This window comes from Enterococcus sp. AZ040 (genome assembly GCF_050499185.1).
In the GTDB taxonomy this organism is placed as follows: Bacteria; Bacillota; Bacilli; order Lactobacillales; family Enterococcaceae; genus Enterococcus_D; species Enterococcus_D entomosocium.
Map to the genome: position 1 here is coordinate 3,398,008 of NZ_JBMHEW010000001.1, position 13,988 is coordinate 3,411,995.

Annotated in this window: 8 protein-coding genes; 4 read left to right on the top strand and 4 right to left on the bottom strand. The window is 44.7% G+C overall.

Annotated features, from left to right (window positions below; genetic code table 11):
• Positions 1 to 181: 181 nt before the first annotated feature.
• Both IGK63_RS15660 and argH read left to right on the top strand, forming a co-directional pair.
• A complete protein-coding gene (locus IGK63_RS15660; protein WP_005230386.1) occupies positions 182 to 1,396 on the top strand; it encodes an argininosuccinate synthase in 1,215 nt (404 codons plus the stop codon).
• A gap of 53 nt (positions 1,397 to 1,449) precedes the next feature.
• A complete protein-coding gene (gene argH, locus IGK63_RS15665) occupies positions 1,450 to 2,829 on the top strand; it encodes an argininosuccinate lyase (protein ID WP_016613038.1) in 1,380 nt (459 codons plus the stop codon).
• A gap of 40 nt (positions 2,830 to 2,869) precedes the next feature.
• Here the strand turns inward: argH and IGK63_RS15670 are convergent, their stop codons facing one another.
• Positions 2,870 to 3,358: a Dps family protein gene (locus IGK63_RS15670; protein WP_005230382.1), complete on the bottom strand. Its 489-nt coding sequence runs from the start codon at positions 3,356 to 3,358 to the stop codon at positions 2,870 to 2,872.
• A 125-nt stretch (positions 3,359 to 3,483) separates the two neighbouring features.
• On the opposite strand from IGK63_RS15670, the gene IGK63_RS15675 reads away from it, so the two are divergent.
• Positions 3,484 to 4,155, top strand: a complete 672-nt coding sequence (locus IGK63_RS15675) for a prepilin peptidase (protein WP_016613039.1) — start codon at positions 3,484 to 3,486, stop codon at positions 4,153 to 4,155.
• Positions 4,156 to 4,236: 81 nt separating this feature from the next.
• Here IGK63_RS15675 and IGK63_RS15680 read toward each other — a convergent pair whose 3' ends face one another.
• Positions 4,237 to 10,428: a Spy0128 family protein gene (locus tag IGK63_RS15680; RefSeq protein WP_429972544.1), complete on the bottom strand. Its 6,192-nt coding sequence runs from the start codon at positions 10,426 to 10,428 to the stop codon at positions 4,237 to 4,239.
• A gap of 295 nt (positions 10,429 to 10,723) precedes the next feature.
• Between IGK63_RS15680 and IGK63_RS15685 the strand changes: the two genes are divergently transcribed.
• Entirely contained in the window at positions 10,724 to 12,139 is a 1,416-nt protein-coding gene (locus IGK63_RS15685; RefSeq protein WP_016612083.1) for a helix-turn-helix domain-containing protein, read from the top strand.
• A gap of 65 nt (positions 12,140 to 12,204) precedes the next feature.
• On the opposite strand, the gene IGK63_RS15690 is transcribed toward IGK63_RS15685, so the two are convergent.
• Complete coding sequence (locus IGK63_RS15690; protein WP_034871971.1) at positions 12,205 to 13,104, bottom strand: ketose-bisphosphate aldolase; 900 nt, start codon at positions 13,102 to 13,104, stop codon at positions 12,205 to 12,207.
• A gap of 21 nt (positions 13,105 to 13,125) precedes the next feature.
• Positions 13,126 to 13,980 (bottom strand): class II fructose-bisphosphate aldolase, encoded by an 855-nt coding sequence (locus tag IGK63_RS15695; protein ID WP_034871969.1) that lies wholly within the window; start codon positions 13,978 to 13,980, stop codon positions 13,126 to 13,128.
• Positions 13,981 to 13,988 lie beyond the last annotated feature (8 nt).

Sequence of the window (13,988 nt, forward strand, 5' to 3'; positions counted from 1 at the left end):
TATAAACTTTCATTAACAAAGTGAGCATCCACTTCTTTTCCTTAATCACCGATAATAGTATAAAAACCTGATAATCACCACTTTTATGTATAAATATTTAATTTTACCCTTGATTTATTATTTTTATTCTGATAAGATAGCTTCAATCACTTGAAAACACGCGGAAAAGGAGTTAATAAGTATGAAAGAAAAAGTAATATTGGCCTATTCTGGAGGATTAGATACCTCCGTTTCAATTAAATGGTTAACGGACCAAGGATATGATGTGGTGGCTTGCTGCCTAGACATCGGTGAAGGTCGCGACACCCAATCCATTAAAGACAAAGCTTTGGCAGTTGGCGCGATTGAATCTTATGCCATCGATGCCCGCGAAGAATTCGCCCAAGATTTTGCTTTGATCGCTTTACAAGGCAATACTTTTTATGAAAATTCTTATCCTCTTGTTTCCGCTTTGTCTCGCCCATTGATCGCCAAGAAATTGGTGGAGTTGGCATTAGCGACTGGCGCAACAACCGTCGCCCACGGCTGTACTGGTAAAGGCAACGACCAAGTTCGGTTTGAAGTAGCGATCGCCGCTTTAGCGCCTCACTTGAAAGTGATCGCACCGGTTCGGGAATGGAAATGGTCCCGGGAAGAAGAGATTGCCTATGCAGCTGAAAAAGGGGTACCGATTCCTGCTGACTTGGACAATCCGTATTCTATCGACCAAAACTTGTGGGGACGTGCTTGTGAGTGTGGCGTCTTAGAAGACCCTTGGGCAACGCCGCCAAAAGGAGCCTACGCCATCACGCAAGAATTAGAAGATACTCCTGACGTACCAACGATCGTTGAGATCACCTTTGATCAAGGGGTACCGACGGCCATTGATGGCGAAACGATGAATCTAGCAGAATTGATCATGAAACTGAACCGGGTGGCTGGCGAGCATGGCGTTGGTCGGATCGACCATATCGAAAATCGTCTGGTGGGAATCAAATCACGGGAAGTTTATGAATGTCCAGGAGCGATCGCTTTGATGACGGCTCATAAAGAATTGGAAGATTTGGTCTTTGTACGGGAATTGGCGCATTTCAAACCAATCATCGAGCAACAATTAGCGCAAGTCATCTATGACGGCTTATGGTTCAATCCATTGACGGAAGCCTTGATTACCTTCCTGAAAAGCACACAAGTCTACGTCAACGGAATCGTGCGTTTGAAATTATTCAAAGGCAACGTCATTTGTGAAGGACGGAAATCTGAAAACAGCTTGTACGATGAAAACTTAGCAACGTATACTTCTGCAGATACCTTTGATCAGCATGCGGCTATCGGCTTCATCAAATTATGGGGACTGCCAAGCAAAGTGCACGCTGAGATCCAAGCACAACAGCAACTAACAGAAACATTGATTTAAGTATGCACGGCTGAAGCTGCCGCTTCAGCCGTAATCTTTTTTGAGGTGAGAATATGGCAAAATTATGGGGCGGACGTTTCGATGGGAAAAACGAAGCATGGATCGATGCTTTTGGGGCTTCCATCACGTTTGATCAAAAGTTAGCAAAGCAAGACATTCTTGGCAGTTTGGCACATGTCAAAATGCTGGTCCATACGGGCATCATCAGTCAGCCCGATGGCGAAGCGATCATTGGCGGCTTGACCACGATTCAGCAGCAATTAGCCGCTGGCGAATTGACCTTCACGATTGAAAATGAGGACATCCATTTAAACATCGAGACGTTCTTGCATGAATTGATTGGACCCGTGGCAGGCAAATTGCATACTGCCCGTAGTCGTAATGACCAAGTGGCGACTGATATGCATTTGTATTTGAAAGAAGTCGTGCAAGAGGTGATCGCCTTGATCGCTGAATTGCGAGAAGCGCTGGTTTTACAAGCCGAAGCCAACATCTACACCATCATGCCCGGTTATACCCATCTGCAGCATGCACAGCCGATTTCTTTTGCCCATCACCTCTTAGCCTATTACAGTATGCTGACGCGTGACCAAGAGCGTTTCAGTGAGAGTTTGAGCCGCATCGATGTGATGCCTTTAGGCAGTGCTGCTTTGGCAGGAACTACCTTCCCTATCGATCGTGCTTTCACTGCTCAAGAGTTAGGGTTCAGCAATATTTACAGCAACAGCCTAGATGCGGTCAGCGATCGTGATTTTATCTTGGAATTTTTAAGCAACGCCTCTTTATTGATGATGCATCTGTCTCGTTTTTGTGAAGAGCTGATTCTTTGGTGCAGCCACGAGTACCAATTCGTGGAACTGACCGATACCTTCTCCACCGGCAGCTCCATTATGCCTCAAAAGAAAAACCCTGACATGGCGGAGCTGATCCGTGGAAAAACAGGACGTGTCTATGGGAATCTCTTTGGCCTTTTGACGGTCATGAAGGGCTTGCCGTTGGCGTACAACAAAGATTTCCAAGAAGACAAAGAAGGCATGTTTGACAGTGCCGAAACCATCACGAAAAGCTTGCAGATCATGACAGGCATGATCGCAACGATGAAGGTCAATCAAGCACGAATGCAAGAATCCACTGAAAAGGATTTTTCCAACGCAACAGAATTAGCGGATTACTTAGCTGGCAAAGGCGTGCCTTTCAGACAAGCCCATGAGATCGTCGGCAAACTTGTCAGCGAGTGTTTAAGCAAAGGCATCTATCTGCAAGATGTTTCCTTGGAAGAATACCAAGCGATCCATCCTGCCATCGACAGCGATATTTTTGAAAAACTTGACTCCTATACCGCCGTCAAAAATCGTCATTCTTATGGCGGCACCGGTTTTGATCAAGTGGCACAGCAAATTGAAGCCGCTAAAGCATTATTGGCGGGCAAGTAAAAAAACCAGCGAAGAAAATTCTTCGCTGGTTTTTTGTTGATTAATGACGTACGCGAGATTTCGCTGGATCGATCAATGGCGCTTCGCCTAAGTGCGCTTGGATCATCCAAATACGTTTTTCGATGGCTGTTTTGAAGCCGATGAAGATATCTTGGGTTGGATCGTCGCCTTCTTCACCAGATACTTCGATCCCTTTTTGGTATAAGTCCGCTAAGTAACGGTAACCTTCCACCAATGTAGCTAAGCGTTCTGGAATCGTGCGGTCCCAGTTACCCACTTCATCAGGGATTTGAGTGTGTTCAGCCATTTCACGCAAAGTTGAATATGGTGAACCGTCTAATGTAATCAAGCGTTCAGAAACTTCATCCAATTGCTCATTTAGATCATCCATGAATTCGTCCATCATTGGATGCAATGTCAAAAAGCCAGGTCCACGCATGTACCAGTGTGTTTGGTGAACGACCATAGCCATTTGGCTTAAATCAGCAACAAGTTGGTTTAATACTTCTTTTGTTTGTTCAAATTTCATAACGATTCCTCCTCTAAATTATCTATTTTAAGGATAATACGAAACAATTAAAAAGTACAACAAAATCATCTATTTGAGAAAATTTCTCACTCTCTTACGTATTTCTTTATAAGGGGGGACGAAAAATGACGATTTTCGTGTTTTTTTTAGGCGCTTTACTCGGCTTCTTTTGGCTTTTGCTCTTACAAACCCTGTTTTGGAATCTGCCAAAAAGTGATTCTCGTTCTCACTACCAGAAAGTGAACAAAGTTTCGGATAACCATTGGTTTCTTCTCCTTCCTACAAGATGGCTTTCACCCCCGTTTTATTGGGTTTTCGCCTGCTTGTGCTATGGCGGACTTTGCGGGGTTGCCTTTCATGATTCCGAAAGCTTCCTGACCTTTGTCTGGCTGACCAGTGCCTTTTTACTCAGCTTGACCGACTTGATAGACTATAGCGTCTACCCGCAACTGCTGTACCCCTCCCACCTGCTTCTCGCGCTGGCACAGCTTAGAAGCGGCGCTTCTTTTCAATGGCTGTCTTTAGGCTTGCTGGTTCCACTGGTCTTTTTTGTCTGGCAGGAAAAAATGGGCGGCGGCGATCTCTTAGTGCTGGCAGGCTGGAGTATTTGGCTAACGCCGACGACCCTTTTGGCCCTCTTACTGGTAGCCAGTAGTCTTGGGCTCCTCGCTTTTTTTAGCTATCAAGGCATTTGGAAGAAACGATTGGCGCAGTTGCCCTTCGTCCCCTTCTTGAGTCTTGGTTTGCTGATTGTTCGCTTCCTAGCATTTCATACTTTTGACGCTTTTTTTCTTTGAAGTGAAGAAAAACAAGGCAGGAAAAAGCGGGACAAGTTGGCCTCATCCCGCTTTCTCTTTCTGCTCTGTTGCTTCCCCTGCCTATGATAACGGCGTCCGTTTTTTGCGATCAAGGTAGATGCCTACTGCGATCACTACTAACAACAGTCCCAAGACGACCCAACCAGCGGTCGTGGTGTCATTGGTTTTCGGTAAATTGCCAGTGCCCGGCTTCGTTGTTTTGCCTTCTTTGACACGGTTGTTGAATACCATCTCTGCCGTTTGTTCCGCTTCAGCCACTAATTTTCCTGCTTGATCTTTGACTGTGACCGTTACTTGATAGGTGGTTTCATCATAGATGATCGTTGCGTCATTGCCAGCTTTTTCACGAATCGTGTAACGATGTTCCCCAGCATCGTCATACGTCAATACATCAAAGGTAATCGTTCCATTTGCGTCATTGCGTTGGGTTTGCAGAACCTTTCCAGCTTCATCCACTAATTCAAATATGAATTCGTTGGCTTGCAAGTCTCTACCCGTCAAGACTTTCTTAGCACTTAGTACGACACTGCCAGCTTGTGGCTGGTAGCTGTTTTCAAAGACTTGACTGCCTTCGTACTCCGCCACTGCCGTCAACTGTCCAGCTTCATCGGTGACCGTTACGACTACTGCCAGTTCTTTCGTATCGTAGGTGATGGTACCGTCAGTTCCTGCTTTCTCACGAATGATGTAGTGGTACTCACCTGTTTCATCATAGGCGAGAGCGTCAAAGTAGATTTGTCCGGTTGCATCATTGGCTTTTGTCTGAAGTACAGTTTCGTCTTCATCGACTAGTTCAAAATCGAATTCATTTGCTTGTAGTGTACGACCAGTTAAGACTTTCTCGGCATTCAATACGACACTACCAGCCTTTGGTTGATAGCTGTTTTCAAAGACTTGATTGCCTTCGTATTCTGCCACTGCGGTCAACTGTCCGTCTTCATCGGTGACGGTAACGACTACCGCTAGTTCTTTTGTATCGTACGTGATAGTGCCATCGCTGTCTATTTTCTCACGAATGGTGTAGTGGTACTCACCTGTTTCTTCGTAAGGGAGCGCGTCAAAGTAGATCTTGCCAGTTGCATCATTGGCTTTTGTTTGAAGAATGTTCCCTTCTTCATCGACTAGTTCAAAGTCGAATTCATTTGCTTGTAGCGTACGACCGGTCAATACTTTCTCGGCACTTAGTACAACACTGCCGGCTTTTGGTTGGTAGCTGTTTTCAAAGACTTGGTTGCCTTCATATTCCGCCACTGCGGTCAATTGCCCGTCTTCATCGGTGACGGTAACGACTACTGCCAGTTCTCTCGTATCGTAAGTGATGGTGCCATCGTTTCCTGCTTGCTCACGGATGGTATAGCGGTATTCGCCAGCTTCCTCATAGGCGAGAGCGTCAAAGTAGATTTGTCCGGTTGCATCATTGGCTTTTGTTTGAAGAACAGTTCCTTCTTCATCTACCAGTTCAAAGGCAAACTCGTTGGCTTCCAACGTGCGGCCGGTCAATACTTTTTCGGCACTCAGTACGACACTGCCAGCTTTTGGTTGGTAGCTGTTTTCAAAGACTTGGTTGCCTTCGTATTCTGCCACTGCGGTCAACTGTCCGTCTTCATCAGTGACGGTAACGACTACCGCTAGTTCTTTTGCATCGTAAGTGATGGTACCGTCAGTTCCTGCTTTCTCACGAATAGTGTAGTGATACTCACCGGCTTCCTCGTAAGGGAGCGCGTCAAAGTAGATCTTGCCAGTTGCGTCGTTGGCTTTTGTTTGAAGAACAGTTCCTTCTTCATCTACCAGTTCAAAGGCAAATTCGTCAGCTTGTAAGGTGCGTCCGGTCAATACTTTCTCGGCACTCAGTACGACACTACCAGCTTGTGGCGTATAGTCGTTTTCAAAGATCGCATTGCCATCATACGTTGCTTTTGCCACCAGTTGCCCGTCTTCATCGGTGACTTTCACGACAACGCCAATTTCTTTCATGTCATAGGTAATGGTACTATCTGCGTCAGCTTTTTCTCGAATCGTGTAGCGGTATTCGCCGACTTCGTCATACGTTAATTCATCGAAGTAGATTTGTCCGGTTGCGTCATTGGTTTTCGTCTGCAACACGTTACCTGCTTCACCGACTAGCTCAAAGGCAAACTCGTTGGCTTCCAGAGTGCGGCCCGTCAATACTTTCTCAGCATTCAGCACCACTCCGCCAGCTTTTGGCGTATAGTCATTTTCAAAGACTTGGTTGCCTTCATATTCCGCCACTGCGGTCAATTGTCCGTCTTCATCGGTGACGGTCACGACTACCGCTAGTTCTTTTGCATCGTAAGTGATGGTACCGTCAGTTCCTGCTTTCTCACGGATGGTGTAGTGGTACTCACCGGCTTCCTCGTAAGGGAGCGCGTCAAAGTAGATCTTGCCAGTGGCATCATTGGCTTTTGTTTGAAGAACAGTTCCTTCTTCATCTACCAGTTCAAAGGCAAACTCGTTGGCTTCCAACGTGCGGCCGGTCAATACTTTCTCAGCACTCAGCACCACTTCGCCAGCTTTTGGCGTATAGTCATTTTCAAAGACTTGATTGCCTTCATAGACTGCTTTCGCAATCAACTGGCTGTCTTCTTCAGTGACGGTCACGGTTACCTTTAGTTCTTTGTCGCTATAGGTGATGGTTGGATCATCGCCGGCTTTTTCCCGAATCGTGTAATGATATTCGCCAGGCTCGTTGTAAGTGATGGCGTCAAAGGCAACTTGACCGTTGCCGTCATTGGTTTGTGTTAAAATCACAGAGCCAGTTTCATCCACTAGTTGGAACGTAAATTCGCCGGCTTTTAGCTCGCGCCCATCAAGCAGCTTCTGAACATTCAAGGCGTGGGTCGTTTCTTTGATTTCCCGCTTGTTGGCTAGTTCAAAGACATAATTGACTTGCTTATCAGAAATAGTGAAGGTGTACTGAGTCGCATCTCGTTCGTATCCTTCCGGTGCGGTGATTTCTTGGATCATATAATCGCCGTAACGCAGATTGTCGATCCGATCAATGGCGTTGCCGTTTTCCATGATCTGATTGTTTTTCACCACCAGGTTCGACAAGATGACTTCATAGGTATTTTGTGCATTTTTGCGGCTTAATTGGAAAACCGCTTCTTCATCGATCCCTCGTTCTTTGGTGCCATCGGCATCGTATTTCACGATCGTCAAGGAACCGTTCGTCCCAGAAGACGTTCCGCTGCCATCTGTCGATTTGATGGTGATTTCTTTGGTTACTGTGTGAATCTCGATCTCACTACCCGTCAAATTGACATTGTTGGTCACCCGTTCATTGTTCAAAATCCCGGGGTCAAGTTGTGTTTGATAAACGATAAAGTATGGTTTATCAATCATTTCTTCAAAAGCGATCACTAACGATTGCGTCCCTGCTACCACATCCGAGGTGATTTTCGGATTGTCTTCGTTGGTGAAGGTGACTTTTTCTCCTTTTTCCCACGTACCATTGTTTAAGACCGCTTCATACACATCTACGATCACGGCATCGTCGGCATCTCGTAAAAAGGTGTGTTGATTGTAGTTGATGGTATCGGTCACTACCGCATTGTGGATTTTGCGGCTGTCAGCATTGATCATGACTTCCCAATCGATCAACCGATTGTTTTCGGCATTCTGACTACCGTTTTTCATCAACCAGTCCGTTTTCGCCGACTTATCGGCTTGGCCATCGGCAGTCAACGTTGTGTCATTGTCCGTCAATGTAATAGTATTTTTGTAGGTAAATACTTCTTCCGCTGCTTCCGTTGCCAAGAAGACCGCCAGTGTTTCTGACGTTTCTTTCAGCAAGGTGATCGTAACTGTCTTCGAGTCAGGGTCATAAGTGTAACTGTAATCCTCGTTTAGCACCAATTGCTCTTTCAGTGCTCTGACTTGCGTCGTATACCCAGTTACTGTGACCGTGTAAAGCGCCAAGTCTTTCAAGGTTTGGCCTTCTTGCAGCTGGTCCGTGATGATTGCATCTTTGTTGATTTTTTCTTTGTACGTATTGAATAGCCCCATCCAATAGACTTGATCGCTAGAGGCGGTCTGCTCATCAAAAATAGTTCCTAAGTTCCGACCTAATACGGCAGTAATCGCTTTGGCGACATCTTCCCCTTCACCAATAAATAGGCCGTATTTCAAGGCATTTTTTAACCAGTTGGTATCCATCCAAGTATTGGATTCAGAGGCTTCCGTGAACGTATTGCCGGCTTCGTCTTTATAATGGACAAACGCTGCATTACTAAAACGACTGCTAGAACTTCCTAATGCGATCTGCTGTGAAACATCGAAGCTAGTTTTGAAATTAACCGTGATCGTTGCCGAGGTCGTTTGGTACGCCCCTTGCAGCTTGATCCGAAAACCAGTCTCAAGTTCCTTCGTTGAGCCATCGGCTAGCGTTTTCGTTTCTGTGATTAGCTCTAGCGTATAGTCGGTATTGAGCTCTAAAGGCTCGGTCACTCCGCTTGCCGTCACTACCAGCGTATCCGCCAACAAGGCCAGTGCGCTGCTGTTTGCGCCAGAGATCAATTGATAGCGGTCTTTGATGATTAGGTCACTGACTTTTTGCTGATTGGTATTGGCATCAATTTTCCATGCGACAGTCTTCGTTTCATAGTCTTTGGTGCCAGCTGTTTTCACGACACCGATCGTTTTGGTTGGCGTCACTGTCCCACTGCCCGTCAATGAGGTATTTTGATTGTCGCGGATCGAAGCGTAGTTGTAAATACGAGTATCAGCTAGAACAGATTCATACAACTGGGTATCGTATTGGATCTTGTAGTAACCAGCTTTGGCAAACGTGATGCCAAAGCGGACGATTTCCCCCTCTTTATCCAGCTGGTACGTCCCATCAAAGGACCAATCTTCTGCTGGGATAGAGTTACCATCTTTGTCCGTGATCACCAAAGTCTCTGGAACAAAAAAATGTAGGGCTTTTTCAGGATCCGTTCCTGAATAGGTCTGATCCAAAACTCTGGCTTGGTCTTTGTCCAATGTGACGGAAATTTCCCATGATGCTCGTTTCGTTTCTTGATCATAGCCTTTGAACCGTTTGTATTCCGATTGTTCATCGTAAGTAACCGTTGCTTCTGCAGTTTTTTCTGTAAAATCGCTGCCGTTGATTGTTGCCGTGTTTTTGAAAGAAGAAGCCGTTGGATCGGTGACTGCACTATTGATCACGATTCGAACCGGTTGATTAACCGTTTGATTGAAGGTAAACGTGTTGTTAACGCTGTTAAAGGTATATAAGCCATCGGTACGAACCCACTCCTCGGTGGCTTCATCGTACAAGTAGCCTGTCGAAGTACTATAAGACAAACCTTGAGGCATTTTATCGGTGATCACCACATCATGCAATTCACGACTGGTTTGGTTAAAAATAATTTCCCAAACCACTGAACCGCTGGAAGTCACGTTACCAGTCTTAATGATGTCGACTTCATAAATAGGCAATGTAATGATGATCTCATGACCATCTTCATCGTAGATCCCGGTAGGAATCGTCACTTCTTCGGTGACAGTGCTCACACTTAATTCCGTAATTAGATCGATAGTCCCTGAGCGGTTGGAAAGTGTTTGTGCCGCTTCGTTAAAAGTAACAGTCAACGTGCCATCGAGTGCTAAGGTAAAGGTTCCGATCGATTGCCCACCAGAACGGGTCAATTCGCCGCTAACGGTGTTATGAATAGCAAAATATTCCGGTAATTGATACGTATAATAATCGCCAGCGCGAATTTCTTCCGTATCTGCTAACGACCAGTCAAAATGAATTTTGATGTTGCCGTTATACATCGGTGGATTTTCGGCAGTGAAGGGTTGATCGTTTAAGTCAGTAATTCGGACATTGTCAAAAAGTTGTACTCCCCGTTCGTTTAGGTTGGCACTAAGATTCTCAGCGGTAGTAGAAGCTTCCGTTTCCGCCTCAGTATCTGGTGCTCGGGGTTGAATGCTGTTTTGATTCAGTGTCGAAGATGCTTGGGTTGCTTGACTTTCACTAGGGACGGTTGCTTGTTCTTCTTCTGCTTGACTCGTTTCTGACTGAACTGCTCCCGCTGTCGATGAATCCGTAGGTGCTTTTTCCGTATCGATCGTTCCCGTCTCAGGCTCGGTACTTTCCAGCGTTTCAGTCGTTCTTTCGGTACTTTCGGTTGCGTTGATTGCTTCTGCTAGTATGATCGTTGGTTCACAAAAAATGGAGCCAAGCAAGACTAGCAAACATATATAGATAGAAAATTGTTTTTTCATAATTGTTCATTCCTTTTTTTATTAAATTTTTTCAATTGATCTCGGAAGCGCTCGACGAATAACATTGTTCAACAGTGAGCAAGATATCCCAACAAACAACTGCTTTTTGCCTCCTCCCCATGATTCAAAAATTTTGGTCTTTGCTACTTGTATCAAACGTATTACTACTATTCCACACTTCTATTTTCCCAAAATTTTGGGGTGGGATGTATTCAAAAAAAATACAACACGCAATTTTTTTGAATACATGTAAAAACGTGATACTATTTACTTAAAAGGGGGCTCAGGGGCAATCATGTTACGGAAATTGTTATCATCTACGACACAAAAGAAACTACAGCTGATTGAGTATTTATTAGACGATCAGGGAACGAGTCTTCACGATTTGGCAGTAAAATTTTCCATTTCAATGTCTGCAGCGAAAACCTATATCGCGGAAATCGACAATGAATTTTCGTTTCTGGACTTACAATTTGACGATTATTCAGCTGTTCGCCTCCACCTGCATCCCTTTGCTACTCGGCTAGACGTATACAGCCAGTTTTTGACACGCTCTTCTGCATTTCAATTATTGGAACTACTCTTCTCATCAAGTTTCACTAGTTATGATATGTTGGCTCTAGAATTAAATTTAAGCAAATCGTCGATCATTCGTTTGATCAAGAGGATCAACATGGTTCTGGCACCATATGATTTCTTCATCGCGACCAAACCCATCCAGTTAAAAGGAAATGAACACAACATTCGCCAGTTTTTTCTGATTTTCTTCTTAGAAAAGTACCAGTATGAATTTGTGGATGCCAACATCAACCAAGAACAGGATTTTTTGAAAATCGCTCGTATCATGGCAGCAGCGACACCCTTAAAGCTTTATTTTTCCGACATCAAAAAAATCGCTTTTGTGATCTATATCAACACGAAGCGCGATCGCCTATACGCCTCCAACCCCAATGGAAACCACGTCGAATATTTCTTAGAGAAAATCGATTTGAGCGAATTTACCGGCTACAGTCGGGCCTACGTCGAGAAAATGGTCGGTTATGTCACGACCCATATTGGTCAGGACCCCAACGTCTTTCGTAAGACCAAACAAGAGTTTTATCAAATGACCAAACGTATATTTAAAAAGTACAACTATCATGAAACCAACTTTGAAGAGAAACTCGACGCTGTGGTCTTTTCTTATTTTCTTGGGATCAACTTGCACGTTCCTTACTGCATCTTGGATGATCGCTTTGCTCGTTTTGTCAACAACTGTGATTTGGTCCAACAGGCAGTCAATCAAGACATCGTTCACCTTTTGGCCCATTCAAATTTACCGATCATTCGACCAAGTACGATCAATTACCTGATTTATATTTTCCATATATCTTTCCCAAATTTCGCTAAAGAAATCATCGATGCCAATGCTGGCTTTCGCTTAGCTTTGTTTTATGATACGAATAGTTATCATACGGAATTTATCCAAACGAAAATCCAACAGTTTATTCCTTATCAGCTAACAATCACGATTTTAAATCCTCTGGACTCGTTCTCTCTGACCAAACTGGACGAGACGTATGATTTGATCATCGGCAATCTGACCCCCTCCTGCAGAAAAAACTTGTTTCATTATGCAGACATCAATCTGACTTCGAATGACTTGGCGTTTATCGCTCGGCAGGTTCAGGAAAAGGGGATTCGTATGCTGCAAGAAAAGAATGCACAATAAAAAAACACCCTTGAAAAGCCGCAATTTAGCGATTTTCGAGGGTGTTTCCATTATTTGTTTGCTGTTTAGTTTTGTTCACTACGCCATGGCTGGATATTTTGCTGGCGATACAAAGCTGCTTTCCCAATTGCATTGAAGAGGGTCATTTTTTGCGTAACCACTGCTTTAGCTGCCTCAATGCATTCTGGGTAAATAGCATTTGGATCCCATAATTCTGTTTCAGCTAAAATTTGACGGCATTTTTTGTAAAAGGCGTATTTATAATCAGAGGAGATATTTACTTTTTGGATACCGATTGCCACTGCCTGAGCGATTTCTTCATCGGGATTGGCCGATCCACCATGCAACACCAATGGGATATCGACACGATCTTTGATTTCTTGCAAGACATCCATTTTTAATTCCGGTTTGATATCTTTCGGATAAATACCGTGAGCAGTTCCAATCGCAACTGCTAGTGTGTCAATGCCTGTCTTCTCAATGAACTCTTGTGCATCTTCAGGACGAGTATAAATCACTTCGGAGACGCCCCCTTCAACGGAGGTTCCGGTATTGCCGATCGTTCCTAGCTCGCCTTCGACAGATACCCCAATCGGATGGCAAATCTCGGTAATCTGTTTTGTTAGAGCAATATTTTCTTCAAAAGGCAGCAATGACCCATCAATCATCACTGAGCTGAACCCGCAATGGATCGCCCGCATAATACTCGCCAGACTGTCACCATGATCCATATGGATCACGATTGGCACAGAACTGTTTTTCGCTCTGGAAACTGCATAGTGGAAAAATTCATCCTTTGTAAAGGCCAATTCTGTTGGGTGGACCGCAATGATGGCTGGTGCATCGTTTTCTTCCGCTGCTTCGATAACGACGCGTAAGAAGTTACTGTCTGCGACGTTAAAGGCACCCACGGCAAATTGATTTTCTTTGGCAACGGTCAGTAATTGTTTCATATTGATCAACATATAAGTGTGCTCCATTCTTTTTTAAAGTGATTTGTTTTTTGATCCAGATAATTCGATATACTCTTTGACGACTGTTTTTCCTGCTTCGATGGTTTGGTGGATCAGGGTCGGATAATCGCTTTCCGGACAAGCATTCAGCTGTTGGTGCAGGGCATTTCTTTGGGCTTTCATAAAATCAGCCCCTACATTGATTTTATTGATCCCTAATGCCACGGAACGCAAGATATTTTCTCTGCCGGCTCCCGAGCCACCATGCAAAACCAGCGGCAGGTCAGTGGCTTCTTTGATTGTTTGAACGATGTCAAAGCGAAATGCCGGGCGATACCCTGCTGGATAATCCCCATGACTGGAGCCGTAAGAAAGGGCGAGGCAGTCGACCCCGGTTGCTCGAATAAAATGGATGGCTTCCTCTGGATCGGTATACATCCCATCGCTGGTAAACTGATTCCCAGCCACTGCTCCCATGTCCCCAACTTCTGCTTCGACACTGGCATTATAGGCTTGTGCGAACTGTACGATCTCTTTGGTGATGGCGATGTTTTTTTCTAAAGGATGCATAGAGGCATCCATCATGACGCTTGAGAACCCTTCATGGAGACATTGTTTGACGAAGGCGATATCCTGTCCGTGATCCAGATTGATGGCAACCTCCACATTGGCATTTTCCGCCATTCGAATGATCGGCTGGGTTAAGTAACGATGATCTAGATGGGTCTTTAAATGGTCTTGCAGCAAATCCACGATGATGGGTGCATGTGATTCTGCAGCGGCATCGATCACTGCTTTAGCGGTTTCCAGGTTGAAACAATTGATCGCCATAACGGCATAGTTTTCTCGATTGGCTTTTTGCAGCATCTCTTTCATTGATACATACATTTTCTTCG

What these genes read in the sequence shown, in the direction of transcription:
- IGK63_RS15670 (WP_005230382.1), bottom strand. Translation starts at nt 3,358, where the DNA reads ATGAAATTTGAACAAACAAAAGAAGTATTAAACCAACTTGTTGCTGAT.
- IGK63_RS15685 (WP_016612083.1), top strand. Translation starts at nt 10,724, where the DNA reads ATGTTACGGAAATTGTTATCATCTACGACACAAAAGAAACTACAGCTG.
- IGK63_RS15690 (WP_034871971.1), bottom strand. Translation starts at nt 13,104, where the DNA reads ATGTTGATCAATATGAAACAATTACTGACCGTTGCCAAAGAAAATCAA.
- argH (WP_016613038.1), top strand. Translation starts at nt 1,450, where the DNA reads ATGGCAAAATTATGGGGCGGACGTTTCGATGGGAAAAACGAAGCATGG.
- IGK63_RS15680 (WP_429972544.1), bottom strand. Translation starts at nt 10,428, where the DNA reads ATGAAAAAACAATTTTCTATCTATATATGTTTGCTAGTCTTGCTTGGC.
- IGK63_RS15660 (WP_005230386.1), top strand. Translation starts at nt 182, where the DNA reads ATGAAAGAAAAAGTAATATTGGCCTATTCTGGAGGATTAGATACCTCC.
- IGK63_RS15695 (WP_034871969.1), bottom strand. Translation starts at nt 13,980, where the DNA reads ATGTATGTATCAATGAAAGAGATGCTGCAAAAAGCCAATCGAGAAAAC.
- IGK63_RS15675 (WP_016613039.1), top strand. Translation starts at nt 3,484, where the DNA reads ATGACGATTTTCGTGTTTTTTTTAGGCGCTTTACTCGGCTTCTTTTGG.